The following is a 23,863-nucleotide window of genomic DNA, read 5'->3' on the forward strand; positions in this document are numbered from 1 at the left end:
CTCAGTACCAGATCTGGTTCATGCGGGCGGCCATGACAAGGGCTGTGACGCCCACGGCAGCCAGGACAAAGTTGCTCCACCGGGTGCGTTCCAGGATGGACCAGTACACGGCGCCAACGGGCAGGATCAGCGCAGTGATCAAATAGCCCCAGAATTCCCAGGGTTCCCCGGCCATCTGTTCTCCCGACGAAACGCGGACGATGGAGCCGACAAGGTAAACCAGAAGTGCCAGTTCGACGGCGGCCACGGACAGGATGGTGGCGTCGTTCGGTGCTTTATTCATGATCCCCGCCACGGCGCAGACGATCGTGGACAGCAGGCCGACGGCCAGGATGATGTAAAAGTACGCGTCCACGCTACTTGGCCCGCTCGTCGCTGCCGGGCCGTTCGTTGCTGGGGGCAAAGACGAGCACCGGCTTGGCGTAGCCGCCGGCGTCGGCCAGCAGTGCCACCAGCGAGCCGTCGGGCGCGAAAGCGGCGGCGGGATTGTCGGCGGTAGCAGCGTCCGGCGTTCCGGCTGCCGCGCCCGCCGCTATCCGCCGGCCGAAGGAGATTTCAGTGGCTTCATCCTCGCTGAGCTCCCGGTTCGGCATGAGCGCCCGCGCCGCCCGGGACATCTCCAGGACTTCCAGTTCCTCTGCCAGCTGCTCGAGTGTCCGGGCCTGGTCCAGCGTATAGGGGCCTACCTGGGTCCGCCGCAGCGCCGTCAGGTGGCCTCCCGTCCCGAGCGCCTCACCCAGGTCGCGTGCCAGGGCCCGGATGTAGGTTCCGGACGAGCACTCCACGGTGACGTCCACGTCGAGGACCTCGCCTTCGCGCTCCGGGCGGACCGAATGGACATCGAAACGGTGGATGGTCACGGGCCGTGCAGCAAGCTTCACGTCTTCGCCGGACCGGACCCGGGCATACGCGCGTTCGCCGTTGACTTTGATGGCGCTCACGCTGCTGGGCACCTGCTGGATCTCGCCGGTGAGTGCTGCGACGCCGGCCCGGATGGCTTCCTCGGTGACCGCCGCGGCAGACTGGCTGCTGACCACCTCGCCTTCGGCGTCGTCCGTCACTGTCGATTCGCCCAGGCGGATGGTGGCTGTATACGTCTTTGACGTGCCCACGATGTACGTCAACAGCCGCGTGGCCTTGTTGATCCCAAGGACCAGGACACCCGTGGCCATGGGATCCAGCGTGCCGGCATGCCCCACTTTCCGGGTACCGGCCAGCCGCCGCATCCGTCCAACCACATCGTGGCTGGTCCATCCTTGCGGCTTGTCAACTATCACCAGTCCAGAAAGCACGCCTCCCAGTATATCCGCGCCCGCGGCGCTCCCGTTTCGCACGACGGCGGGCGGCCGGGTCCCGCGGGCGGCCGGCAGCGGGCCGTTAGGATGGCAGACATGCCCGAGCTTGCCGCCCATGTCCACGACTTCCCCGTCAACCAGATCCGCGAGATCACCGAAGCCGCGTGGGCCACCCCCGGAGCCATCGTGCTGAGCATCGGCGAACCAGGCTTCGCCGTCCCCCGCCACGTCCTTGAGGCCGGCATGGCATGCCTGGACCGCGACGAAACCAACTACACACCGAATGCCGGAATCCCCGCCCTCCGCGAGGCATTCGCCGCGAGGTTCCGTGAGCACAACGGCGTGGAGGTCGGGTCCGAACGTGTCTACGTCGTGGACGGTGCACAGCAGGGCCTCCACTTCGCCATGAGCCTGCTGCTCTCCCCCGGCGACGAAATCCTGATCCCCAATCCGGGCTACCCCACCTTCGCCATGACCAGCCGGCTGCTGCACGCTGTCCCCGTGCGCTACCCGCTGTACCCGGAACACGATTTCCAGCCGAGGATCGAGGACATCGAGGCCCTCATCACGCCGCAGACCAAGGTGCTGATCCTGAACTCGCCGTCCAACCCGCTGGGCGCGGTGCTTGGCGGCGACCTCACCCGCGGCCTCGTTGACCTGGCCCGGCGCCACGACCTTTGGATCATCTCCGACGAATGCTATGAGGCGTTCACCTACGATGTCCCCCATGTCAGCCCCGCCCGTTTCGACAGCGACATCCCCGGGGAGGCCAGGGTCTTCACTTCGTTGACGCTCTCCAAGACCTACGGACTGACGGGGCTGCGGATCGGCGCGCTCATTTGCCCGCCCGGGCTGGAGCGGAAGATGAACAATGTGATGGAGTCGATCGTTTCCTGCGTCGCCTCTCCGTCCCAGTACGCCGCGCTCGCCGCGCTTGAGGGGCCGCAGGACTACGTGGGCCATGCGCACGCCCACTACCGGGCCAACCGCGACGCAGCCTCGGCAGTGCTGGCATCCAAGGGCATTCCGTTCCTTTCGGCGCAGGGTGCGTTCTACCTTTGGGCCGATGTATCCCACGTCAGCGGCGGCGATGTGCGGTCCTGGGTCCGAAAGTTCCTCGCCGACGCCGGGGTTTCCTTCGCACCCGGCACGGCCTTCGGTTCCATTGGCGAAGGCTGGATCCGGATTGCGCTCTGCGGCGCGCAGGCTGAACTCGTGGAGGGCCTTGGCCGCTTGCCATCCAGGAGCTGACACCTGCACGTCCAAGGACTGACGCCCCGCGTGCTGCGGCCGAACCGCGATTCCCGCGGGAACAGCGTCCAAGTGGGGCAATGAGTCCCTAGTGCGGACGCTGTCCGCGCTTTAGTCTGACCGGAGGGGCGGCACCGGAGAGGAACATCATGTGGTGGCAGGACCTGCTGTGGGGCTTCTGGAACGGTTTTACGGCGTGGATCGTGCTCATTGCGCACGTTTTCGGCGCATGGGCTGAGTTCCCCTTCTACAACAACGCGAGGGCCGGCAACTGGTACGACTTCGGTTTCCTGCTGGGCATGGGATCGCCGCTTCTCGGCGGCCTGGGGGCGCGCGGCGGCCGCCGGTCGCGGACATAGCCGCGGACAAAGTTCGATACACCTGGGCCGCAGGGGCCTTCAGTATTCGATTTCCTCCTCGGGCGGCGCCTGCTCGGGCGTCCATGACATCCTGACAATGAAGTGGGCCTCGGCAACGTTCCTGGCGATGATGGCCCCTGCCGCGCCCGCTAATTTCACGCCGAACTGAAGTTCCAGATGTTCCGGCGCCAGGTCCGCCAGGACGTCAGCGGCGGCTTTTGCTGCCGGCCGGATGGCCGCGAGGGCATCCTCAAGCCTGCGCCCGGTGTCCTGGATCCCCTGGTCGTCCCGCGAAGGGTGTTCCACTCCGAAGCTGCTTTCCTCTGCTTCGACGAGGACCATGCCGGATCCGACTTCGTAGCGCAGTATCTCTGTCATGGCTTCCTCCGTGTGCCGAATATGGTGCCGAGAATGTGCTGCAGATTGCTGAGCAACGACTGGGGCCGGGACCGGAGCGCTGCTCAGCTCAGCGTGGACGAAAGCGCGTGCTCCAGCCAGGTCCGCAGGGCCGGCGCCGGCGCGGCGCCCGCCTGCCGGGCAATCACCATTCCGCTGACGATCACCATCAGCGTGGGGATGGCCTGGACTGCGAACCTCGCGGAGAGCCCGGGAGCCTTATCCACGTCCACTTTGACCAGTTTGATCCGGCCTGCCTTCTCGGTTGCCAGCTGGTCCAGGACGGGGCTGACCAACTTGCAGGGGCCGCACCACTCGGCCCAGAAGTCGATCAGGGCAGGCACGGTGGACTGCTCGGCGATGTGTTTGAAGTCAGCGTCACCGGCGTCGACAATCCATGGCAGGTCGTGGCGGCAGTTGCCGCAGCGCGGACGGCCGGGAGCAGCTGCCGGGATCCTGTTTGTCTTCCCGCAGCCGGGGCACCTGATGAGTCGCGGGTCCACTGCTCCGCGCTGCCTTCCAGCCGCACCTGAGGTCATGGCTTAATCGGACGCCTGCCGACCATTGCCGGATAGAGTCGAAGGTCCCGCCGCTCCAGCAGGCCCGAACCCCCACGCCGAGGTCAGTATTCAGTGCGGTCCGGGTTGTCCCGCCACGCGTCAAAAGGGACGTTCGACGTCGGGACATCGGTTTGGCTGACCGGCATCAGTTCCGGGCGGGTGCCGTCAAAATATTCGTAGAACAGGGCGTCGTCGAACCCGGCTGCCGCGGCACCGTGCCGGTCCGCGGCAAAATACACGCGGCCGATCCGCGCCCACAACGCAGCCGCCAGGCACAGCGGACAGGGCTCGCAGCTTGCGTAGAGCACCGCCCCGCTGAGATCGAAGTTGGCGGATTCTGCCGCCGCGGTGCGGATGGCAACAACCTCGGCATGTGCAGTGGGGTCGTTATCCCGGGTGACCCTGTTGACGCCAAAATGGCGTTTTCCGTCCGCGGTGACCACCAGCGCACCGAACGGTCCGCCGCCGTCGGCCACATTCTGAACGGCGAGGTTGATGGCCTGGCCCAGGAAATCCTGGATATCGGCGGCTGAAGGTTGGGCATCCATGCTCCGATCATAGCCAGCCGGCCTGTTTTTCCGGTGAGCCGGACCCGGCAGTTTGCGTGACCATCGACGGGACCATCGACGGCGCCGAACACCCGGAATTAGAATATGGGCAGTGGGGGCGGCCGTTCATTGCGGTAGCCAATCCGTGGTCTCAAGGCTCTTGATACTCATCAAAGGCCATTGGAGAGAATTCGCCGGCCGCCTGACCCGGGTTCTCGCCGACGGCAGCAAGTCCACCGTCTACTCGGCTCCTGACTGGGACGTGGCGGGCACCGCGGAGCGCCGGTCCACACTGTACCTGCTGGAAAGCCAGGGCGCGGGCCCGATGGACGACCGGCCGCTGGCAGGCCATATCCGGGCCATCAGCGATGACGGTACGCAGTGGACATTCGGGGACTTCGCTTCCTTGGAGTCGAACGAAAACGCCGACGGCGGGACCCGCTACGGTTTCCGCAACCTGCCGGCTGAGTGCGCCGCGCAGCTGCCCGCAGGCATGCCGCCCGCCTCGTACACAGGCGACGTGGATTCCCATCCGTACTCGATCGCCCTGTCCGGCCGCACGGCCTATGTGGCCGATGCGGGAGCCAACAGCGTGGTCTCCGTGGACCTCCGTTCAGGTGACACGGAAACCGTCGCCGTCCTGCCGCCCCAGCCCTACCGGATCACTGCGGAGGTTGCGGCTGCACTGCAACTGCCGGACTGTGTTGTGGGACGGACGTATGCATTTGAACCCGTGCCCACGGTCGTGGCAGTCGGGCCCGACGGGTGGCTCTACGTCACCACGCTTCCCGGCGGACCGGAAGATCCGCGGCTTGGCGCACCCGGGTCCGTCTACAAGGTCAACCCGGACAACGGCAGGGTTAGGCTATTTGCCGACGACGCGCTCTCCCCCACCGGGCTGGCACTTGACGACGACGGCGACATCTACGTCGCGTCGCTGTTCGGCAACGGCGTGCTCAGGATTAACGGCGACGACGGGCAGCGAACTGTCCTGACAGGCAAGCTCACGGCCGACGTCTCCATCAGGGATTCCAAGCTGTACGCAAGCACGGATGCCCTCCCGGCGCCGAACCAGGCGCCCGACGGCAAACTGGTGTCCATTGACTTGGACGGCCACTCCCGCCACTGAGGCCGCTCCCTGGACACAAAAGTGGCCGGACCCCTTCCGGGTCCGGCCACAATCATGCATGCGACGTCCTACTTGTTGCCGTCTTCGTTGATTTCTTCGTCGTCGATGAGGTCTTCGTCCTCTTCGTCGAAGTCGTCCTCGTCGATTTCGACATCCTCGGGAATGTCGCTCTTGTAAGGATCGGCGTCGCCGGCGTGCTTGGCGCTGGCAGCCAGGGCGGCAACCTCGGCGTCGCGCTTCTTGGCGGCACGGAGCAGTTCTTCGAGGTTGGAGGCATTCACCGGGATCTGGTCAGCCACGAACTCGAGGGTGGGAGTCAGCCGGACCGTGATGTTGCGGCCCACTTCCTGCCGGAGAACGCCCTTGGCCTTCTCCAGGCCCTTGGCGGCATCGGCGTGCGCCACTTCATCCCCGAAGACGGTGTAGTAGATCGTGGCGTGCTGCAGGTCATTGGTGACGCGCGAATCGGTCACGGTGACGCCCTCCAGGCGGGGATCCTTCACCCTCCGGCCCAGCGCCTCCGCAACAACAACCTTAATCCGCTGCGCCAACTTGGCAGCCCGTGCGGGATCAGCCATTTCCACTCCTAAAAATTTTGGATGTACGACGACGGCCACTTGGGCTGCGTCGCACGTTTCAGTTATCTGCCACGCACTAAAGGCGAGTCTACGACGGACTCCCGTTGGGTTTTTTCCGGCGGCCAGGGAGTGGCATCGGGCCTATCGGAGCCGGATGGTTTGCGATCGAAGATCGAAAACCATCCGGCGAAGGGGCGGGGCCGCCGGGAAAAACCCAACGGCCCCGCACCTGTAACGCTAGGACAACCTAGACGCGCGGCTTCTCGCGCATCTCGAAGGTCTCGATGATGTCGCCTTCGTTGATGTCGTTGTACGAGCCAAGGCCGATACCACACTCGAAGTCCGTGCGGACCTCGGTTGCGTCGTCCTTGAAGCGCTTGAGCGTCTCAACGGTGAGGTTGTCGCCGATGATCTTGCCGTCGCGGCTGATGCGGGCCTTCGTGTTGCGTCGGATAACACCCGAGCGAACGATGGAACCGGCAATGTTGCCGAACTTGGAGGAACGGAACACTTCGCGGACCTCGGCGGTGCCAAGCTGGACCTCTTCGTACTCCGGCTTGAGCATGCCCTTGAGGGCCAGCTCGATGTCATCGATTGCTGCGTAGATGACGGAGTAGAAGCGCATGTCCACGCCTTCGCGGTCTGCCAGTTCGGCAACACGCTCGGCGGGCTTGACGTTGAAGCCGATGATGACGGCGCTGTCGACCGTTGCCAGGTTGACGTCGTTCTGCGTGATCGCACCGACACCGCGGTGGATAACGCGGAGCTGGACACCTTCGCCGACGTCGATCTTGAGCAGCGCGTCTTCGAGGGCTTCCACGGCACCGGACACGTCACCCTTGAGGATGAGGTTGAGGGTGTCGATCTTGCCTTCGGCGACGGCCTGGTCGAAGTCTTCCAGGCTGATGCGCTTGCGGCGCTTGGCCAGGGCGGCGTTGCGGTCGGCTGCTTCACGCTTCTCGGCGATCTGGCGGGCGGTGCGCTCGTCAGCGGTCACGAAGAAGGTGTCGCCTGCACGCGGGACGTTGGACAGACCCAGCACCTGCACGGGGCGGGACGGGCCGGCCTCGGTCAGGACGCTGCCGTCGTCGTCGAACATCGCACGGACGCGGCCGTGGGCCGTGCCTGCCACGATGGTGTCGCCGACGTGCAGCGTACCGGACTGGACCAGGACGGTGGCCACGGAACCGCGGCCCTTGTCCAGGTTGGCTTCGATCGCGATACCGCGGGCGTCCTTGTTCGGGTTGGCGCGCATGTCCAGGGCAGCGTCTGCGGTGAGCAGGACTGCCTCGAGCAGCTCGTCGATGTTGAGGTTCTGGCGGGCAGAGACCTCCACGAACATGGTGTCGCCACCGTATTCCTCGGGAACCAGTCCGTACTCGGTCAGCTGGCCGCGGACCTTGTCCGGGTTGGCGCCTTCCTTGTCGATCTTGTTCACAGCCACGACGATCGGCACGTTGGCCGCCTGTGCGTGGTTGAGGGCCTCAACGGTCTGCGGCATCACGCCGTCGTCCGCTGCGACCACCAGGATGGCGATGTCGGTGACCTTCGCACCACGGGCACGCATGGCGGTGAACGCCTCGTGGCCCGGAGTATCGATGAAGGTGATCTTGCGTTCGATGCCTTCGTGGTCGGTGGTGATCTGGTAAGCACCGATGTGCTGCGTGATGCCGCCGTGTTCGCCCGCGACAACGTCGGAGTTACGGATGGCATCCAGCAGGCGGGTCTTACCGTGGTCCACGTGACCCATGACGGTGACAACCGGAGGACGTGCCTCCAGTACTTCGTCGCCTTCGGCTTCCAGCTCTGCGTCGAAGTCGATGTCGAAGGTGCTGAGCAGCTCGCGCTCCTCGTCCTCCGGGGACACGACCTGGAGCTTGTAGCCAAGCTCCTCGCCCAGCAGGGCGAAGGTCTCTTCATCCAGCGACTGCGTGGCCGTGGCCATTTCGCCGAGGTGGAAGAGTACGGTCACCAGTGCAGCGGGGTTCGCCTCGATCTTGTCGGCAAAGTCCGTGATGGACGAGCCGCGACGGAGCCGGACAACGGTGTTGCCGTCGCCGCGGGGCACGCTTACGCCACCCAGCGACGGAGCACTCATCTGCTCGAGTTCCTGACGCTTGGCACGCTTCGACTTGCGCTGCTTGCCACGGCCTGCGCCGCCCTTACCGAAGGCACCCTGGGTGCCACCGCGACCGCGGCCGCCCTTGCCGAAGCCACCGCCGGCCGGAGCACCGCCACCGGCACCCGGAGCACCACCGGTACCCGGTGCGCCGCCCGGGCGTCCGGGGCCGCGGCCACCGCCGCCGGGACGGCCTGCACCAGCGGGTGCGGGACGTTCGGTGCGGTTAGGCATCATGCCCGGAGTAGGACGGTTTCCGCCGCCTGCACCGGGACGTGCACCGGGAGCACCGGCCGGACGCGGAGCGCCGGGACGTGCACCCTGGGTGCCGCCGGGACGCGGAGCACCCGGACGGGGTCCACCTGCACCGGCTGCCGGACGCGGGCCGCCGGGGCGTTCGCCCTCGGTGCGGCTTCCGCCCGGACGGGGCATGCCCTGGGAAGGCGCGAACGGGTTGTTGCCCGGACGCGGCGGACGTTCGTTGTCGCCGCCGCGGCCCCGGGGCATGCCCTGGGACGTGGCGAAGGGGTTGTTGCCGGGACGGGGACCGCCCGGACGCGGTGCCGAACCGCCCTGGCCGCCGGAGCGCGACGGGGCCGCGGGAGCTTCAGCCTTGGGGGCCGGGCGTGCGCCGGGCTTAGCACCGGTGGACGGTGCGGCCGGGGCTGCCGGCGCAGCTGCTGCTGGAGCCGGGGCTGCGGGGGCAGGGGCTGCAGCGGGAGCAGGCGCCGACGGGGCCGGGGCTGCGGCCGGAGCTTCAGCCTTGGGTTCCGGAGCCTTCGGAGCTGCCGGGCCCGGCGCGGGGGCCGGACGGGAAGCCGAGGGGCTGGCGGGTGCCTTGGGCGCTGCAGCGGGAGCTTCGGACTTCGAAGCGCCGGCGGCGGGGTAGGCGTTGCGGAGTTTCCTCACAACGGGGGCCTCAATGGTGGAAGAGGCGGAGCGAACGAATTCGCCCAGTTCCTGCAGTTTGGTTACTGCATCTTTGGAAGTAATACCGAGCTCTTTAGCAAGCTCATGTACGCGGACCTTGGCCACATTTCTCCTGTCTCGGTCCGCACCGAGCCAGGCACGAACCGTCTACTTCTTACTGCGGACCTCCGCCGCGAGTGCAGCTGAAAGGTCCATTGCAGAGCGCAACAAAGTTGTCATCGTTGCGCACTCATCGCTGGGAACTCATCGGGTTTCCATCAGTTTTCTGACCCGCTTTCAGGTTGGACGGTTGTTGCTGCGGCCACCGGAGTGTCCACGGCTTGCGTGCCTGCCGTTATCCGGCGCTCGACGGCGGCAATTCCGGTGGTGCCCGGGAGGGCACGTCCGAACGCACGCCGCTTGATAGCCAGCGCCAGGCACGTTTCGCTGGAGTGCAGCCAAGCACCCCGGCCAGCCATCCGGCGTCGTTCGTCCACCACGACAGCGGCGGAACCGCTGCCTTCGGCGACGAGCCGGAGTAGCTCAGACCGCGGACCCTTCTTCCGGCATCCGATGCAGGTACGCTGCGGCTGATCCTCAAAGTGTTGCGTGTGCGCCACGGTGAGTATCTTCCTGCCCTTACAAATCTGCCGCCCCGAACCCGCCCGCCGGTGCTGCGCTCCAAAGGAACGCAGGTTCTGCGGGCACGCTCAAGGCGCACGGATACCGGCCATAAGGCACGGTCAATGTCTATTCTAGCCCCTCAGGTGCCCCGGCCCCGAAACGACGGGTCGAAACCGGGCGGGACAGTCCGAGGGTGCCCTCCGCAACGGCGGGCTAGTTTTCGCGCTGAACCGCGGCGTCGGAGACGATGTCGATCCGCCAGCCGGTGAGCTTGGCGGCCAGGCGGGCGTTCTGGCCCTCCTTGCCGATGGCAAGCGACAGCTGGTAGTCCGGCACCACCACACGTGCGGAGCGGGTCGCCTCATCCGTGATGGTGACGGAATTCACCCTTGACGGCGACAATGCGCTGGCAATGAAGCTGGCCGGATCCTCGCTGAAGTCAACGATGTCGATCTTTTCGTCGTTGAGCTCGGTCATGACGGCCCGGACACGCGAGCCCATTTCACCGATGCAGGCACCCTTGGCATTGATGCCGGGGATGTTGGCCTTGACAGCGATCTTGGTGCGGTGCCCGGCTTCGCGGGCGAGTGCCACGATCTCCACCGAACGGTCGGCGATCTCCGGAACTTCCAGCTCGAAGAGTTTCCGGACCAGTCCGGGGTGCGAGCGGGACAACGTGATGGACGGACCCTTGGTGCCGCGGTGCACGTCGATGACGAAGGCGCGAAGCCTGTTTCCGTGAATGTACTTCTCGCCGGGCACCTGTTCGGGCGGGGGCAGCAGCGCCTCCACCGTTCCAAGGTTCACCTGGATCATGTGCGGGTTGTTGCCCTGCTGGATGGTGCCGGCAACAAGTTCGCCCTCGCGGCCCTTGAACTCGCCCAGGACGTTGTCGTCCTCGACGTCGCGCAGCCGCTGCAGGATGATCTGGCGTGCCGTGCTCGCAGCGATGCGGCCGAACCCGGCCGGGGTGTCCTCGAACTCACCGATGGGGGCGCCGTCGTCGTCGATTTCGGTTGCCCAGATGGTTACGTGGCCGCTCTTGCGGTCCAGCTCTGCGCGGGCCTTCTCGAAGGCTCCCGGAGACTTGTGGTACGCCACCAGCAGCGCCTGCTCGATGGTGGGGATCAGGAGGTCCAGCGGGATTTCACGCTCACGCTCCAGAAGTCTCAGTGCGCTCATGTCAATATCCATCAGGCCTCCTCAGAAGGTCCATTGTTTTCATCTTCCAGACCGACCTCATCGAGGTGGCTGAACTCTATCTCGACTTTTCCATTGCGGATCCTGTCGAAAGGAATCTTCTCCGGCTCGCCCTGCTTGGGCTTCATGCCCTTCTTGGCGGCGATCTCCGGAATCAGTGTCACGCCGTCCTCATCAACGGCCTGGATCCTGCCGGTCAGGTTCTCGCCCTGAATGACGTTCACCTTGACCATGCGGCCGCGGGCACGGTGCCAGTGGCGCGGTTCGGTCAGGGGCCGTCCCACGCCGGGCGAGGAAACCTCGAGGTCGTAGGGGCGGCTGTCGTAGCTGGGGTCGCTGTCCAGGATGCCGGAGAGCTCCTTGGAAATCTCGGCAATAACGTCAAGGCTTACTCCGCCGGTCTCCTCCTGCGGCAGGTCCACCACTACGTGGACCACACGGTTTGCACCGGCAACCTGAATGGATACGTCCTCCAGGTAAAGCCGGTTTGCCTGGACCGAGGGTTCCAGCAGCGCCCGGACGCGCTCGGCTTCCGGGTTGTGCACGGATTCGGCCTCAGCCTTGCCCGTCCCGGTCCGGTCTGATGAAGTCGTGGCTTCTGCATTACTCACGATGCCGGCCGCCTCCCGCTAGATGATGTTGTGTGTACTAGCGTAGCCATTTTATGGCCACCGTGGTGCACTCGCTTGCTGCCGGGCATGACAACATGGTCTGTTGTGAAAGACGACACCAAGGAAAAACCCCGGCCGGCACACTATTTCCGGTACGGCATCCTGGCATCGTTGGCCATACTCGTCATCAGCCTGGGGCTGGCCCTGACTCCCGGACCTCCGCAGGAGGCGCCGGAACCCGCGTTTTCCGAACGGGCACGTGCCTCCGCGCTTGCCGAAACGACGCAGCTGCGCCTTGCGGGAAGGAAAATGGCTGACTCCTTTTCCGGCGCCGAGCGCCAGGCCCTGCTGCGCACTGTGACTTTGCTGACAACCCAGGCGAGGGCGCTGACCGGGACCGGTCCGGAACCGTCCGCGTCGGCCACGGGTGCTGCTTCCGCATCGGGAGCCGGCACGGCCACCGCAACTCCGACGGCGCAGGCCGAGGGGGCACCGGCCGAGGGTGCGGATTCCCCCGCGGCACTCGTCGCGGCGTTGTCCGCCAGCGGCAGCCAGCGCCTCGAGGATGCGGCAGCGTCCGACGGCGGGATGGCACGGCTGCTGGCCGCCGTCGGCACCGCCCAGGTTCTTCAGGCGGCCTCGCTGGCACCGGCGCTGGGGGCAGCTGCCCCGGCGGCGCCAGGGTCCCCCGCCGCTTCGCCGGCAGCCGCTTCACCGGCAGCCGCTTCACCGGCAGCCGCTTCACCGACAACCGAGCCGCCGGCCCCGTCGTCGGCATCCGCATCGCCAACAGCGGGCGGTTCCTGCCCGCCAGCCACCACCGAGTCCGATCCGGCTGGAGGATCGGCCACCCCGAAGACAGCGCTGGCGATGACTGTCAAGACCGAGGCCGAAACGATCTACGGCTACCAGGTGGCGCTTGCCCGCCTCGACGGAGCCGCCGCCGGCTCGGCGTCGGCGCTGCTGGCCCGGCATGAATCGGTCCTTGCCGAAGCCGAGGCCTTCAGCCGCGCCCTGTGCGTGGATATTCCGCCGCGGGAGGCCGGGTACACCCTCGGCCCCTCATTCCTCGCTTCCCCCGCCGCCGGGCTGGGAAGCCTTGAAGCAGGAACCCTTCCGGTCTACGGGGACCTGGTGGCGTTGAGCGGCGGGAGCACGCGGCAATGGGCCATTTCGGGCCTTCTCGCCGCCGCCAACCGCGCCGTACTGTGGGGCTCCGACCCTGGTCCCCTGCCGGGCATCGTGGTGGATACAGCGCAGCTTCCGGAGCTCCCGGAGGACAGCCCGTCGCAGGAATCGACAGCGCCGGGGGCGTCGCCTGCGCCGTCGGACGCCGGATAGAACCTGCCTCGCCTAAGCGTGCCTTACCTTTCTTAGCCTTGTATTACTGGCAGGCCGCGGTGGCCGATGGTTTGCTATACCCATGGACATCGCGGGAGCAGCAACGCAGCATGAAAACGAACCGCACCACAACGACATCGCCCATCGCCTGAACTGGCTGCGTGCCGGAGTTCTGGGCGCTAACGACGGCATCGTCTCCGTCGCGGCAATCGTGGTGGGCGTGGCAGGCGTCACCACGGACTCAGGCCCTATCCTGATCGCCGGTGCGGCCGGCGTCGTGGGTGGCGCCATCTCGATGGCGCTGGGCGAATACGTATCCGTCAGCAGCCAGAAGGACAGCCAGCAGGCGCTCATCGAAAAAGAAAGACGCGAACTGGCTGAACAGCCCGAGGAGGAGCTCGAGGAGCTCGCCGCCATCTACCAGGGCAAGGGCCTCAGCGCCGCCACGGCCCGCACGGTGGCCGAGGAACTCACCGCCCACGACGCCCTCGGCGCGCACCTTTCCGCCGAACTCCACATCGATGAGACCGACATCGTCAGCCCGTGGCATGCCGCCTTCGCGTCCGCCATCGCGTTCCTGATCGGAGCGATCCTCCCCATGCTGGCAATCCTTCTGCCGCCGGAGGAGATCCGGGTCCCCTTGACGTTCGCGGCAGTGCTGGTGGCGCTGGCATTGACCGGCGCCCTCGGAGCATGGATCGGCGGAGGCTCGAAGTCGAAGGCTGCGTTCAGGGTGGTGCTCGGCGGTGCCCTGGCCCTCATCGCGACCTTCGGGATCGGCAACCTGCTGGGGGCCAGCGGCGTGGTCGCCTGACCTTCCGCCAACTGCCGGCGGGCCAGCAGTTACGCTGGATCCGATGAAAGCACTCGCCGATGTCCCCATCCCGCCTGACCTGAGCCGCCGGTACGGCAGGACAAGCGGCGGACGCGCGTGGCTGGGTTCACTCCAGGGACTGATTTGCGGACGCCTGGAGCGGTGGGACCTTGAGGTGGATCTGGCGCCCGGTGAGCTCCCCTGGAACGGCCACGGAGCCGTAGTTGTCCCGGTAACCCGGAAGGGCACCCCCGCAGTCCTCAAGGTTGCCTACCCGCACGACGAAGCCCGGGTGGAGCGTTTCGCCCTCCGGCTGTGGGACGGCAACGGCGCGGTGCGGCTCCTGGAATCCGACGCCGGGACGTGTTCCATGCTGTTGGAAAGGCTGGACGCCTGCCGTTCCCTTGAGGACGTTCCGCTCGATGCGGCCGCAGCCGTCTGGGGCGGGCTGACACGGCAGTTGGGCCTGAGGCCGGACCATCGCCCGGAGTGGCAGGAATTCGACCATGTGGCGGCCCGCGCCGAGCAGTGGAGCGATGATCTTCCGGCGGACTGGGAGCAGCTCGGCCGGCCATTTCCGCGCTGGCTGCTGGAGGCTGCCCTGGAAGTTTGCCAGACGCGCGGAGCCGTGGGCCGCCGCGCCGGTACCGACGTCCTGGTCAACACGGACTTCCATTTCCTGAACATCCTGGCCCGGCCGCAGGGCGGTTTTGCGGCCATCGACCCGCAGCCGATGATCGGCGAGGCAGAGTTCTCCGTGGCCCCGCTCTTGTGGAACCGCATCCGGGACCTCTCCCGCTCTAATCCCCGGCGGGGACTGCTGGAGAGGTGCCGCGACTTCAGCGAGGCGGCCGGGCTGGATGCCGAGGCGGCCCGGCAGTGGAGCCTTGCCCGCGAAGTTGAGAACGCCTTGTCCTATGCCTCGCGTCCCCATCACGGCGGCGATCTGGCCCGTTCGCTCTGGGTGGCCAGCACGCTGGCCGGACGCACCCTGGACGGATTGCCAGCTGCGCATGACCTCCCGGCCCCGGGTGAAGCAGGGCCGGGCTAGGCGGCTGTGGTTCAGCGGCCGGGCCTAGCCGCGAACTGCTGCCAGCGCTTTCCGCACGGCCGCGACGGCTGCCTCGACGTCGGCGTCGTCCGTTGTCCAGTTGCTCACTGAAAGACGCAGGATATCCCGCCCCTGCCAGCGGGAACCGGACATCCACACCAGCCCGTCCTCGATGATCCGGGCCGTCACGGCCCGCGTGGTGGCGTCATCGCCGAAGGCCAGCGAGACCTGTGTGTAGACGACGTCGTTAAGTATTTCCACGCCGTCCAGCGCCGACAGTTGCTCCGCCAACTGCGAAGCGCGGCTCGCCAGATTGCGCACCTGCGCCGCAACGCCATCCCGGCCAAGGGACTTCAGCGCCGCCCACACGGGAACGCCGCGCGCACGGCGGGAGAGTTCCGGGACGGTCTGGAAGGGATCCGCTGCCGCGCCGGCATCCCGGATGATGTAACTGGGGTCGACGCTCATGGCGGCCTCAAGCGCCTCCGTGTCCCGCACAGCCACGATGCCGCAGTCGTAGGGCACGTTGAGTGTCTTGTGCGCATCGGTTGCCCACGAGTCAGCAAGGTGGAGGCCTGCGGTCAGGGCGGCAAGTTCCGGCACCGCAGCCGCCCAGAGTCCGAAAGCCCCGTCAACGTGCACCCAGGCGCCATGTGCCTTCGCGACGGTGATTGCCTGGAGGAACGGATCGAACGCGCCGGAATGCACATTCCCGGCCTGCAGGCACACAATCGGCGGGGCGGCTGACACGGCGGTGCCGTCCGATGCCGGGACCAAGGCGCGGTCCGGACCGGTGCGGTCCAGGCCGGAGCGGTCCAGGGCGGCGCGGTCCAGTGCACAGTCCAGCTCCGCCGGATCCATGCGGCCCTGCCGGTCCGAAGGCACCACGATGGGGCTTCCCAGGCCCAGGTACCGCAAGGCGAGATCGATCGAGTCATGGCGTTCCTGGCCGACTATGCAGCGCAGTGCCGGTGCGCCGGCAAGGCCACCGGTGTTCACGTCCCAGCCGGCCTTCTTGAGGACGCGCCAGCGGGCGGCGGACAGGCCGGCGAAGTTGGCCATGGTCGCGCCGGTGACGAAACCGACGTCGGCCGTTTCCGGCAAGCCCAGCAGCTCCAGGAACCAGTGCCCGGCTGCGGCCTCGAGGGCCGCCGTGGCGGGCGTGGCGGCACGGAGCATGGAACTCTGGTCCCAGGCACTGACCAGCCAGTCCGCAGCCAGGGCGGCGGGCAGGGTGCCGCCGATGACCCAGCCGAAAAAACGGCCCGATGGCATGGCCATCAGGCCGGGTTCCGCCTCGGCCGCGAGATAGTCGATCACTTCTTCTGCCGGCATGCCGGCCCGGGGCAGGGGGCCGCCGAAGACGGCCTCCAGCTCCCCTGCCGTGGCCCGGGGCCCTACCCGGCGGGTCTGCTGGCTTGCCAGCCATTCACGGGCGTGCCCGGCTGCTGCGTCCAAGGCGTCGCGGAAAGGCTCGTCCCCTGTTGACATAGGAGCATGGTACGCCCGCGCCCCTCCCGGCCGGGAGGGTCTTTCGCATCCCCGTCGGCTAGCCTGCTAGGCGAAGGTGTCCTGCCAGATGTCGAAGCCGAGCTTGAGGATGAGGGCGCCGACGACGGCGAGGAAAACGTTGCGGATGAAGGTGCTGCCCTGCTTCACCGCGGTCCGCGCCCCGAGGTAGCCGCCCGCCATGTTGGCGAGTCCCAGCACCAGCCCCACGCCCCAGAGCAGCGAGCCGTGCGGCAGGAAAAAGATCAGGGCACCGGCATTGGTGGCCATGTTCACGATCTTTGCCTTGGCGCTGGCCTCGAGGAACGCGTAGCCCATCGCGGACACCAGCGCGATGATCAGGAATGAACCTGTCCCTGGCCCGATCAGGCCGTCGTAGAATCCTATGGCCGCTCCGATGAGGCAGGCCACCACGTAGTGGGTCCGGCCGTCGTGGCGGAGCGAGGTCAGGTCGCCGATGTTGGGTTTGAACGCCGTAAACAGCGCGACGGCCACCAGCGCCGCAACGATGATGGGCTTGAAGACGCTCGCCGGCAGGGTGGCGGCCAGCACCGCGCCGCCGAAGCTCCCGGCCAGCGCAATGACTGCCATGGGTATGGCGGTCCGCAGGTCCGGCCTGACCCGCCGGTAGTACGTCACGGCGCTGGTGGTGGTCCCGAAAATGGAACCCATTTTGTTGGTGGCGAGAGCCTGGACCGGGCTGATGCCCGGCACCAGCAGCAGCGCCGGGAGCTGGATCAGTCCCCCGCCGCCCACCACTGCGTCAATCCACCCTGCGGCGAAGCCCGCCACGATGATGAGGATCAGCGTGGCGGGCTCCAGCGACTCGAATCCCGAGATCACTCCTTCAGCCGTGCAGGGTTACTTGCTGCGGACGGCGTTGACCACATAGTCAACGGCCTTCTCCACGGCCACGTTCTCCGCCTCACCGCTGCGGCGGTCCTTGATCTCCACAACGCCGTCCGCCAGTCCGCGGCCAACAGCCAGGATGGTGGGCACTCCGACGAGCTCCGCGTCGCCGAACTTGACGCCCGGGGACACCTTGGGGCGGTCGTCGTAGATGACCTCGAGGCCTGCGGCTTCAAGCTCGAGCGAGAGCTTCTCGGCCGCCGCGAAGATTTCCTCGCCCCGGCCCACAGCCACGACGTGGACATCGGCGGGAGCCACTGCGCGGGGCCAGACCAGGCCCTTGGCATCGTGGTTGGATTCGGCCAGGGCCGCGACGGCGCGGGTAACGCCGACGCCGTAGGAACCCATGGTGACCACCACCTGCTTGCCGTTCTGGTCCAGGACCTTCAGTTCAAGGGCTTCGGCGTACTTGCGGCCGAGCTGGAAGATGTGGCCCATCTCGATGCCGCGGGCGGTCTCCAGCGGACCGGATCCGTCCGGGGCCTCGTCGCCGGCACGCACTTCGGTGCACTCGATCACGCCGTCCCAGCCGAAGTCGCGGCCGGCCACGAGGCCGAAGACGTGCTTTCCGGCCATGTTGGCGCCGGTGACCCAGGCGGTGCCGCTGACCACGCGGGGATCCACCAGGTACAGGAGCTTGGCGGCACCTTCGAGTCCGAGGAGCGGTGCGCTCAGCGACATGCCGGGGCCCAGGTAGCCGCGGACGATCAGGGGGTTGCGGGCAAGGTCTTCCTCGCCGGCGGCCTCAACGGTGATCTCGCCGGCGACCGGCAGGTAGGCGCCGATGTTGGCCTCTACCCGCTTCAGGTCGACGCCGCGGTCACCGGGCACGCCGATGACGACGATCTGCCGCTCCCCGGTGGGAAGGGTGATGGCGAGGACGACGTTCTTCAGCGTGTCAGCGGCCGTCCAGGCGCCGCCGTCGTTCTCGTCGCGGGGAACCAGCTGGTTGGCTGCGTCCACGAGCGTGTCGATGGTGGGAGTGTTCGGGGTGTCCCGGATCTCTGCGGCAGGCGCGTTGGTGAAGTCGATCTCCGCGGGCACCACGGTGGTCACGGCCTCCACGTTGGCCGCGTAGCCGCCGGCGGAGCGCACAAACGTGTCTTCGCCGATCTCGGTGGGGTGCAGGAACTCCTCGCTCCGGGAGCCGCCCATGGCACCTGCCGTGGCGGCCACCGGAACCACTTCAAGGCCGAGGCGCTCGAAGATCTTCAGGTAGGCGGCGCGGTGTGCGTTGTAGCTCGCGTCCAGGCCGGCGTCGTCGACGTCGAACGAGTAGGAGTCCTTCATGATGAACTCGCGGCCGCGCAGCAGGCCGGCGCGCGGCCGGGCCTCATCGCGGTACTTGTTCTGGATCTGGTAGATGCTCAGCGGAAGGTCCTTGTACGAGGAGTACAGGTCCTTGACCAGCAGGGTGAACATTTCCTCGTGCGTGGGCGCCAGGAGGTAGTCCCCGCCCTTGCGGTCCTTGAGCCGGAAAATGCCCTCGCCGTACTCGGTCCACCGGTTGGTGGCCTCGTAGGGCTCCTTGGGCAGGAGGGCCGGGAAGTGGACTTCCTGGGCGCCGATGGCGGTCATTTCCTCGCGGATGACTTTCTCCACTTTGCGCAGCACGCTCAGGCCAAGCGGCAGCCAGGTGTAGATGCCCGGCGCTGCCCTGCGGATATACCCGGCACGGACCAGGAGCCGGTGGCTCGCCACCTCGGCATCGGCGGGATCTTCGCGCAGGGTGCGCAGGAACAGCTTGGATAGTCGAAGGACCACGGGTAGGAATCCGTTTCTTGGGAGGTGCCTGTTCAGATGACGGGCTGGGCAAATTCGTCTGGGTACTAATCTACCGTGGCGCGGCGGGTGCCGGGTTCCCGGCCGCCGGAGCCAATGCCCCTCACCCCCGCGCGTTCCCGCGCCGGACGGAGAAGAGCCACGCCAGAACTGAAAGGAAGCCCCTGGCCGTTGCCGGCTGGTCATCCTGTTTTGGCGTGGCTCTTACGGCCCGTCGGACCCAGAAGTCCGGAGGAAGCGCTAGGCGTGCCTGCTGGGAAGGTCAACGTCCAGTGCCATCTGCTGATTTCCCCCTGAGACCGCACGCACCCCATCGGCGCGGCTAGGAAGAACCTATGTGATTCACGGCACCATTACAAGAGTCGTCACGCAGTTTTCGACAGTTGACTCTGTGTTACCGCGTTCTCCCCGGCGGCCGTTCCGCTAGTCGATCAGGGCGGCTGCCTGGTCCAGCATGGCTTCCGCAGCCGCGAGGTCGGACTCCGTAACGCCGGTCCCTGTGGCCTGCGCCGAGATCAGGACTCCGCCCTTGACGGCGAAGGCCATCACGGTGCTCTGGGTTCCGCCTGTAGGCAAGGTGACGTCCGTTTGCATGGCAATCGCGCCCTCGGTGCCGGCACCGCTGTCAAGCCGGGTGGTCTCGGCTGTCATGGACATTCCCTGGATGTTCATGCTGATGCTGCTGCAGTCTTCGATCTCGCTGCTGCGACGGGCAAGCGTCTGGTCCAGTTCTTCCTTCGCCACGCCTGACACGAGGGAGAGCGTCTGGGTGAGTTCCGCCGTAGACGAAGTGGAGGCACCCACCGCCATGGTGGTGTTGCTGTCCGGCTTGATCGCCGTCCCGGTGGCGATGGAATTGCACTCGGCCGGCTCCACCTGCACGTCGGTCATGAGGGACATCATCTGGTCGAGCGCCTGCGAAACCTTGTCGGCAGGCAAGACGGAGAGGGGTACGCTGCCTGAGTCCTTCACGGCTCCGGCGATCTCCGCGAGTTCCTCGGAGGTCAGCATGGTGAATGCCGCTTCCGTTGGCGTGGGGCTGGGGGTGACAGATGCGGCGGACGTTTCCGGGGACGCCCCGGCGCCAGCAGGGGCGGCAGGACCGCCGCAGGCGGACAGGCCAAGCACCAGGAGGGCAGAAGCCCCGAAAAAGCGCACAACGGACGTATTCATTTATCCCCCAATAAGTTCGAACGCCGGCCGTTGGGGCCAGCTAGAACAGAACTGTAGCGAAGGTGCCCACTTGGTGGAAGCCCACCCGCTCGTAGGTGGCCCGCGCCCGGGCGTTGTAGTCGTTGACATACAGGCTGGTGATGGGCGCCAGTTTCTGCGCCAGCATAACGACGGCGGCCATGTAGCCGGCGCTGAGTCCGAGGCCGCGGAAGGAGGGGTTCATCCAGACGCCCTGGACCTGGGTCACCTCAGGGGTGACGGCGCCGAGTTCGGCCTTGAACATGACCTGGCCGTCCCCATCGAGGTGGACAAGGGAATGGCCCTGCCTGATGAGGCCTTCCACGCGCCTGCTGTAAAACTCGCGGCCGCCCAGGAACGGCGAATATCCCACTTCTTCTTCGAACATGGCGGCGCAGGCGGGCAGGATCCTGTCGAAGTCGGCGAGCTGGCCGACACCCAGCTCCGTGTTAGCGGGCACGCCGGGCGGGCCTGCGATGGTCATCAGCGGCTGGTCCGCGCGAACCTCGTGCGCCGGTTGCCCCAGCTGTTCCAGCTGTTCATGCATGGCCAGGACCGTTTCGGCGGGGCCGAAGATGGAAGCGAACCGGCGGCCGGAGCGTTGTGCGTGCTCGGCCACGAGCCCGGCAAGGTCCGGGTCCAGCTGCACCGGAACGAGGTTCGCTCCGGCCCAGCACGCACCCACCAGGGTGTCGCCGTCGAACACGCCAAAGATGCTGGCCCCGCCCATGGTGGGCGCGGCTGTTCCCGTGGCCGCCAGGTGGGACAGGATGAAGACGTTGGCTACAACGTCCCTCCTGGCCAACTCCCGCAGCGTGGCAGTGTCCGGACCGGACAGGACCCGGATTGAGATACCGGATCCTGCGGTCTCCCTACGAGACGCTAACCACGGGGCTACCCTTGACAGCATCTTCGCCATCGGCCTCCCCCATCTCTTCAGCGATTCTCATGGCCTCTTCGATCAGTGTCTCAACAATTTCGCTCTCGGGGACAGTCTTGATGACCTCGCCCTTCACAAAGATCTGTCCCTTGCCGTTGCCCGAGGCGACGCCCAGGTCAGCTTCGCGGGCCTCGCCCGGTCCGTTGACGACGCAGCCCATCACGGCAACACGCAGCGGGATCTCCATCCCTTCCAGGCCGGCCGTCACCTGCTCGGCCAACGTGTACACATCCACCTGGGCGCGGCCGCAGGAGGGGCAGGAAACAATTTCGAGCTTGCGGGGACGCAGGTTCAGCGACTGCAGGATCTGGTTGCCCACCTTGATTTCCTCGACCGGAGGAGCCGAAAGGGAAACACGGATGGTGTCGCCGATTCCCCGGGACAGGAGGGCGCCGAAGGCCGTGGCGGACTTGATGGTGCCCTGGAAGGCAGGCCCGGCTTCGGTGACGCCCAGGTGAAGGGGCCAGTCGCCCTGCTCGGCCAGCATCTCGTACGCGGCAACCATGATCACGGGGTCGTTGTGCTTCACGGAGATCTTGAAGTCGTGGAAGCCGTGCTCCTCGAACAGCGATGCCTCCCAGACAGCCGACTCCACCAAAGCCTCGGGAGTTGCCTTGCCGTACTTCTTGAGGATTCCGGGCTCCAGCGATCCGGCATTGACGCCGATCCGGATGGACGTGCCGTGGTCCTTGGCGGCACGGGCAATTTCCTTGACCTGGTCATCGAACTTGCGGATATTGCCGGGGTTGACGCGAACCGCCGCGCAACCCGCTTCGATGGCGGCGAAGACGTACTTGGGCTGGAAGTGGATGTCCGCGATGACGGGGATCTGGGACTTCCGCGCGATGATCGGCAGCGCCTCGGCGTCGTCCGCTGACGGGCAGGCCACGCGCACGATGTCGCAGCCCGAGGCCGTCAGCTCAGCAATCTGCTGCAGCGTGGCGTTGATGTCCGTGGTGGGCGTGGTGGTCATCGACTGCACGCTGATGGGCGAATCCGAGCCGACGCCCACCGAGCCCACCTTGATCTGGCGGGTTTTCCTGCGGGGTGCGAGGACGGGTGGCGGTGCTGACGGCATTCCCAGGCTGACCGAGGTCACGTGGACTCCTATTTAGGTCGAAGTATCGATGGTGGGGTGGTTCCGGCGGGTTAAGCGGCGTGCTCGGCCAGCAGGCCGGTCACCGGGTTCCATTCCGTGGTGCGCGTGCCCGCAATGACCTGGGCGGCAGCGAAAGGATCCTGCTTGAGGATCCCGTTCAGCGCGTTTTCGTCGGCGGCCTTGAAGATCAGCAGGGCACCGGCTCCGTCGCCGTAAGGCCCGCTGGCCAGGAGTGCGCCTTCACCGGCAAGGGCAGCGGTCCATTCCCGGTGTGCCGGGCGGGCGGCGTTCCGTGCTTCGGTGGACTCAGCGGCGTATACGTACTCAACAGCAAAAACAGTCATACGGATACCCTATCGCCCTGCCCGCCGGAGTATGTATCCGGTTCAGCTAAGGAAGAGGATCTTGACGAGGGCAGCGACTCCGGCGGCCCACAGCATGGATGACAGCGTTCCGATGATGAACCTCTCTGCAGCAACAGGAGTCTCTTTCAGTTCCGCGAAGCGCCCCAGACCCTTGATGGCCACGACGTAGGCGATCGCCACGGGCTGCCCCGTCAGGATGGCCAGGCACACAGCCAGCCGTTCCAGGACGCCGATGATGGCTCCTCCGCGCAGGATCCGTGTGGTTGGTGCCGGCGGAGCGCCCGCCGCTGCAGGCACCTTTCCGGCAGCGTCTGCGGCCACGTCTCCGGCTACGGTGATCTCGCCGTCGACGGCTTCCCGGCCCGCTGATTCACTGTCCGCGGCGGCCCGGTCCACTGTGACATCGGCGGCGGGGTCGTTGGCAGCTTCGTCGGCGGCACGGTCCCGGGCGGCGCGGTCTTCTGCCGCCGTGGCCGCGTCCGCCTTGTCGTCGATGGTCCGGGCCAACCGGAACACCAGCGCGGTGACAGGCCAGCCGGCGAAACCAGCCGTCAGCAGGGCGAGGGTAATCCAGAGGGCGTTCACCTGTTTCCTTCCAGCACGGCGTCATGGGCCACGGCCAGGAGCATCTCTGCGGCGGGCCTCGCCGCCCATTCTTCCTGCCAGCCGGACCTCAGGACGGCGCGGCTCACCGACTGCTCCGTGATTCCGAGTTTTGCTGCGGCCAGCTTCTGGCTGCCGTGCCTGACTGACGCGTCCTGCTGCAGTGCGCGGAGGGTGTCCACCACTTTCCACTGGGCCTCCGTGCGGTCTTGCACCAGCCGGCCAATCAGCCGGAGGACTGCCTCGGCGTTCGCGCAGGCCCTGATGCCGGTTCCTGCCTCCGGGGGCGCCGCACCGCCGCGGCGCAGCCCGCCGGGAATCACGGACAAGGGAACATGGGCGGCGGCGGACTTGGCTTTTTCCACTGCCAGCCGGGCGGCGACGAACGCCGCACCGGATCCTTCCCGCGGGCTGGCCGGCAACGGGAGGTCAACTGCCCCCACTCCGATTCCCACGTACCACTGGCCGCTGCGCAGGCAATGAAGGGCGATGTCCACCACTTCCGCAGGCTTTTCCACCACCCCCTGGACTTCGTCGCCGACGGAACGTTCGAACCGGCCGGCTGTGGACTTCCGGTGGAGCTCGGCAAGCAGGCCGGGAACGCGGTCCCGGTCCCCGGTGCTGCCGCGCTGGTCGATGGTGAGAACGTACATACCGCAAACATAATCGACTGATTTCCA

Annotated in this window: 25 protein-coding genes; 6 read left to right on the top strand and 19 right to left on the bottom strand. The window is 66.7% G+C overall.

The genetic code is table 11. From position 1 onward, the window contains the following. Position 1: 1 nt before the first annotated feature. Positions 2–355: a hypothetical protein gene (locus AC6JAC_RS14760; RefSeq protein WP_028272185.1), complete on the bottom strand. Its 354-nt coding sequence runs from the start codon at positions 353–355 to the stop codon at positions 2–4. Between the two features lies 1 nt (position 356). Further along, positions 357–1,292 carry a tRNA pseudouridine(55) synthase TruB gene (truB, locus tag AC6JAC_RS14765; RefSeq protein ID WP_028272184.1) on the bottom strand — a complete coding sequence of 312 codons (936 nt, stop codon included), beginning with the start codon at positions 1,290–1,292 and terminating at the stop codon, positions 357–359. 99 nt (positions 1,293–1,391) lie between these two features. On the opposite strand from truB, the gene AC6JAC_RS14770 reads away from it, so the two are divergent. After that, a complete protein-coding gene (locus AC6JAC_RS14770) occupies positions 1,392–2,546 on the top strand; it encodes a pyridoxal phosphate-dependent aminotransferase (RefSeq protein ID WP_028272183.1) in 1,155 nt (384 codons plus the stop codon). Between the two features lie 149 nt (positions 2,547–2,695). Further along, a complete protein-coding gene (locus AC6JAC_RS14775; protein WP_028272182.1) occupies positions 2,696–2,905 on the top strand; it encodes a hypothetical protein in 210 nt (69 codons plus the stop codon). A gap of 39 nt (positions 2,906–2,944) precedes the next feature. Here AC6JAC_RS14775 and AC6JAC_RS14780 read toward each other — a convergent pair whose 3' ends face one another. The 3 genes from AC6JAC_RS14780 to AC6JAC_RS14790 form a co-directional block, all read right to left on the bottom strand. Continuing rightward, positions 2,945–3,283, bottom strand: a complete 339-nt coding sequence (locus AC6JAC_RS14780; protein WP_028272181.1) for a CU044_2847 family protein — start codon at positions 3,281–3,283, stop codon at positions 2,945–2,947. An 83-nt stretch (positions 3,284–3,366) separates the two neighbouring features. After that, positions 3,367–3,840 (bottom strand): thioredoxin, encoded by a 474-nt coding sequence (trxA, locus tag AC6JAC_RS14785; RefSeq protein ID WP_442853353.1) that lies wholly within the window; start codon positions 3,838–3,840, stop codon positions 3,367–3,369. Positions 3,841–3,923: 83 nt separating this feature from the next. Then, positions 3,924–4,409, bottom strand: a complete 486-nt coding sequence (locus tag AC6JAC_RS14790) for a nucleoside deaminase (RefSeq protein ID WP_028272179.1) — start codon at positions 4,407–4,409, stop codon at positions 3,924–3,926. 160 nt (positions 4,410–4,569) lie between these two features. Here AC6JAC_RS14790 and AC6JAC_RS14795 point away from each other — a divergent pair, with 160 nt between their 5' ends. Further along, a complete protein-coding gene (locus AC6JAC_RS14795) occupies positions 4,570–5,538 on the top strand; it encodes a ScyD/ScyE family protein (RefSeq protein WP_028272178.1) in 969 nt (322 codons plus the stop codon). Between the two features lie 68 nt (positions 5,539–5,606). Here AC6JAC_RS14795 and rbfA read toward each other — a convergent pair whose 3' ends face one another. The 5 genes from rbfA to rimP all read right to left on the bottom strand — a co-directional run bounded on the left by rbfA (position 5,607) and on the right by rimP (position 11,579). Next, positions 5,607–6,116, bottom strand: coding sequence for a 30S ribosome-binding factor RbfA (gene rbfA, locus AC6JAC_RS14800; RefSeq protein WP_028272177.1), 510 nt, complete (start codon positions 6,114–6,116; stop codon positions 5,607–5,609). A 247-nt stretch (positions 6,117–6,363) separates the two neighbouring features. Further along, positions 6,364–9,270: a translation initiation factor IF-2 gene (gene infB / locus AC6JAC_RS14805; RefSeq protein WP_028272176.1), complete on the bottom strand. Its 2,907-nt coding sequence runs from the start codon at positions 9,268–9,270 to the stop codon at positions 6,364–6,366. A gap of 152 nt (positions 9,271–9,422) precedes the next feature. Continuing rightward, complete coding sequence (locus tag AC6JAC_RS14810) at positions 9,423–9,764, bottom strand: YlxR family protein (protein ID WP_028272175.1); 342 nt, start codon at positions 9,762–9,764, stop codon at positions 9,423–9,425. Between the two features lie 217 nt (positions 9,765–9,981). Continuing rightward, positions 9,982–10,962, bottom strand: a complete 981-nt coding sequence (gene nusA, locus AC6JAC_RS14815) for a transcription termination factor NusA (RefSeq protein WP_028272174.1) — start codon at positions 10,960–10,962, stop codon at positions 9,982–9,984. Further along, positions 10,962–11,579, bottom strand: a complete 618-nt coding sequence (rimP, locus tag AC6JAC_RS14820; RefSeq protein ID WP_454698068.1) for a ribosome maturation factor RimP — start codon at positions 11,577–11,579, stop codon at positions 10,962–10,964. The genes nusA and rimP overlap by 1 nt, the downstream gene beginning before the upstream one ends. Positions 11,580–11,684: 105 nt before the next feature. Here rimP and AC6JAC_RS14825 point away from each other — a divergent pair, with 105 nt between their 5' ends. The 3 genes from AC6JAC_RS14825 to AC6JAC_RS14835 all read left to right on the top strand — a co-directional run bounded on the left by AC6JAC_RS14825 (position 11,685) and on the right by AC6JAC_RS14835 (position 14,785). Next, on the top strand, positions 11,685–12,920 hold the full coding sequence (locus AC6JAC_RS14825; protein ID WP_497965222.1) for a ferritin-like domain-containing protein: 1,236 nt from the start codon (positions 11,685–11,687) through the stop codon (positions 12,918–12,920). 82 nt (positions 12,921–13,002) lie between these two features. Next, positions 13,003–13,734 carry a VIT1/CCC1 transporter family protein gene (locus AC6JAC_RS14830; protein ID WP_028272171.1) on the top strand — a complete coding sequence of 244 codons (732 nt, stop codon included), beginning with the start codon at positions 13,003–13,005 and terminating at the stop codon, positions 13,732–13,734. 43 nt (positions 13,735–13,777) lie between these two features. Beyond that, on the top strand, positions 13,778–14,785 hold the full coding sequence (locus tag AC6JAC_RS14835) for an aminoglycoside phosphotransferase family protein (protein WP_497965224.1): 1,008 nt from the start codon (positions 13,778–13,780) through the stop codon (positions 14,783–14,785). Between the two features lie 24 nt (positions 14,786–14,809). Here the strand turns inward: AC6JAC_RS14835 and AC6JAC_RS14840 are convergent, their stop codons facing one another. The 9 genes from AC6JAC_RS14840 to AC6JAC_RS14880 all read right to left on the bottom strand — a co-directional run bounded on the left by AC6JAC_RS14840 (position 14,810) and on the right by AC6JAC_RS14880 (position 23,836). Then, a complete protein-coding gene (locus tag AC6JAC_RS14840) occupies positions 14,810–16,276 on the bottom strand; it encodes a pyridoxal phosphate-dependent decarboxylase family protein (protein ID WP_028272169.1) in 1,467 nt (488 codons plus the stop codon). A gap of 66 nt (positions 16,277–16,342) precedes the next feature. Next, on the bottom strand, positions 16,343–17,137 hold the full coding sequence (locus AC6JAC_RS14845; protein WP_028272168.1) for a sulfite exporter TauE/SafE family protein: 795 nt from the start codon (positions 17,135–17,137) through the stop codon (positions 16,343–16,345). A gap of 18 nt (positions 17,138–17,155) precedes the next feature. Next, a complete protein-coding gene (locus tag AC6JAC_RS14850; RefSeq protein WP_028272167.1) occupies positions 17,156–18,967 on the bottom strand; it encodes a proline--tRNA ligase in 1,812 nt (603 codons plus the stop codon). Positions 18,968–19,408: 441 nt separating this feature from the next. Beyond that, on the bottom strand, positions 19,409–20,158 hold the full coding sequence (locus AC6JAC_RS14855; protein WP_156037178.1) for a hypothetical protein: 750 nt from the start codon (positions 20,156–20,158) through the stop codon (positions 19,409–19,411). 40 nt (positions 20,159–20,198) lie between these two features. Then, positions 20,199–21,086 carry a GNAT family N-acetyltransferase gene (locus tag AC6JAC_RS14860; RefSeq protein ID WP_028272165.1) on the bottom strand — a complete coding sequence of 296 codons (888 nt, stop codon included), beginning with the start codon at positions 21,084–21,086 and terminating at the stop codon, positions 20,199–20,201. Then, positions 21,049–22,215 carry a flavodoxin-dependent (E)-4-hydroxy-3-methylbut-2-enyl-diphosphate synthase gene (gene ispG / locus AC6JAC_RS14865; protein ID WP_028272164.1) on the bottom strand — a complete coding sequence of 389 codons (1,167 nt, stop codon included), beginning with the start codon at positions 22,213–22,215 and terminating at the stop codon, positions 21,049–21,051. Before ispG ends, AC6JAC_RS14860 begins: the two co-directional genes overlap by 38 nt. Before the next feature lie 50 nt (positions 22,216–22,265). Next, the gene (locus AC6JAC_RS14870; protein ID WP_028272163.1) at positions 22,266–22,559 is read right to left on the bottom strand and encodes a YciI family protein; all 294 of its coding nucleotides are present in this window, start codon (positions 22,557–22,559) and stop codon (positions 22,266–22,268) included. Positions 22,560–22,601: 42 nt separating this feature from the next. Beyond that, on the bottom strand, positions 22,602–23,165 hold the full coding sequence (locus AC6JAC_RS14875) for a hypothetical protein (protein ID WP_028272162.1): 564 nt from the start codon (positions 23,163–23,165) through the stop codon (positions 22,602–22,604). Continuing rightward, the gene (locus AC6JAC_RS14880) at positions 23,162–23,836 is read right to left on the bottom strand and encodes a hypothetical protein (protein WP_028272161.1); all 675 of its coding nucleotides are present in this window, start codon (positions 23,834–23,836) and stop codon (positions 23,162–23,164) included. The genes AC6JAC_RS14875 and AC6JAC_RS14880 overlap by 4 nt, the downstream gene beginning before the upstream one ends. Positions 23,837–23,863: the final 27 nt, after the last annotated feature.

The sequence above is a fragment of the Arthrobacter sp. KUASC02 genome (assembly GCF_059739395.1).

Coding starts and splice junctions, on each gene's coding strand:
- AC6JAC_RS14770 (WP_028272183.1), top strand. CDS start 1,392: ATGCCCGAGCTTGCCGCCCATGTCCACGACTTCCCCGTCAACCAGATC.
- AC6JAC_RS14775 (WP_028272182.1), top strand. CDS start 2,696: ATGTGGTGGCAGGACCTGCTGTGGGGCTTCTGGAACGGTTTTACGGCG.
- AC6JAC_RS14780 (WP_028272181.1), bottom strand. CDS start 3,283: ATGACAGAGATACTGCGCTACGAAGTCGGATCCGGCATGGTCCTCGTC.
- trxA (WP_442853353.1), bottom strand. CDS start 3,840: ATGACCTCAGGTGCGGCTGGAAGGCAGCGCGGAGCAGTGGACCCGCGA.
- AC6JAC_RS14790 (WP_028272179.1), bottom strand. CDS start 4,409: ATGGATGCCCAACCTTCAGCCGCCGATATCCAGGATTTCCTGGGCCAG.
- rbfA (WP_028272177.1), bottom strand. CDS start 6,116: ATGGCTGATCCCGCACGGGCTGCCAAGTTGGCGCAGCGGATTAAGGTT.
- nusA (WP_028272174.1), bottom strand. CDS start 10,962: ATGGATATTGACATGAGCGCACTGAGACTTCTGGAGCGTGAGCGTGAA.
- AC6JAC_RS14830 (WP_028272171.1), top strand. CDS start 13,003: ATGGACATCGCGGGAGCAGCAACGCAGCATGAAAACGAACCGCACCAC.
- AC6JAC_RS14835 (WP_497965224.1), top strand. CDS start 13,778: ATGAAAGCACTCGCCGATGTCCCCATCCCGCCTGACCTGAGCCGCCGG.
- AC6JAC_RS14840 (WP_028272169.1), bottom strand. CDS start 16,276: ATGTCAACAGGGGACGAGCCTTTCCGCGACGCCTTGGACGCAGCAGCC.
- AC6JAC_RS14855 (WP_156037178.1), bottom strand. CDS start 20,158: ATGAATACGTCCGTTGTGCGCTTTTTCGGGGCTTCTGCCCTCCTGGTG.
- AC6JAC_RS14860 (WP_028272165.1), bottom strand. CDS start 21,086: ATGCTGTCAAGGGTAGCCCCGTGGTTAGCGTCTCGTAGGGAGACCGCA.
- AC6JAC_RS14870 (WP_028272163.1), bottom strand. CDS start 22,559: ATGACTGTTTTTGCTGTTGAGTACGTATACGCCGCTGAGTCCACCGAA.
- AC6JAC_RS14880 (WP_028272161.1), bottom strand. CDS start 23,836: ATGTACGTTCTCACCATCGACCAGCGCGGCAGCACCGGGGACCGGGAC.